The sequence below is a fragment of the Mesorhizobium sp. M1E.F.Ca.ET.063.01.1.1 genome, from assembly GCF_003998155.1.
GTDB lineage: Bacteria > Pseudomonadota > Alphaproteobacteria > Rhizobiales > Rhizobiaceae > Mesorhizobium.
The window spans coordinates 1-421 of sequence record NZ_RZSC01001668.1; the positions used below are offsets into that span (position 1 = coordinate 1).

Annotated in this window: 1 protein-coding gene; it reads right to left on the reverse strand. The window is 61.5% G+C overall.

Features of this window, described 5'->3' with window-relative positions; genetic code table 11:
* A partial coding sequence (locus tag EOA29_RS40330; RefSeq protein ID WP_245468883.1) for a phospholipase D-like domain-containing protein occupies nt 1-421 on the reverse strand: 421 nt, incomplete at both ends.

Sequence of the window (421 nt, forward strand, 5' to 3'; positions counted from 1 at the left end):
CCCAATAGGCGTTGAACACGTCTGCCATCGCCGGGTCGTCGCGGACGAAGGCGTTGTTGGACTGCCCGCAAATGCCGGTCGAGGTCCAGTTGGTGCTGCCGGTCATCACTGCTTGCGGCTTGCCATGGGCATCGCGGTAGACCGCGAACTTGTTGTGGCCGATATGGTTGTTGTTGAACAGGCGGTCCGTCACCACGACGCCGGCATCGCGCAGCCGCTTCCGGAACGGCGCGTTGCCGAAGTCCCATTCCTTCGTCTGCTCGTCCTTGCCCGAATTGGAAAGGATGACTTCGACGACATCCTTGGCGGCGATGATCGCGTCGCTCAATTCGTCGTCGCCAAGCTCGTAGAGCGCAAGCCTGACGGAGCCACCTTGGTCCTTGGCCCGCTCCATCAGGCTGATCAAAACCTGGGGCACATC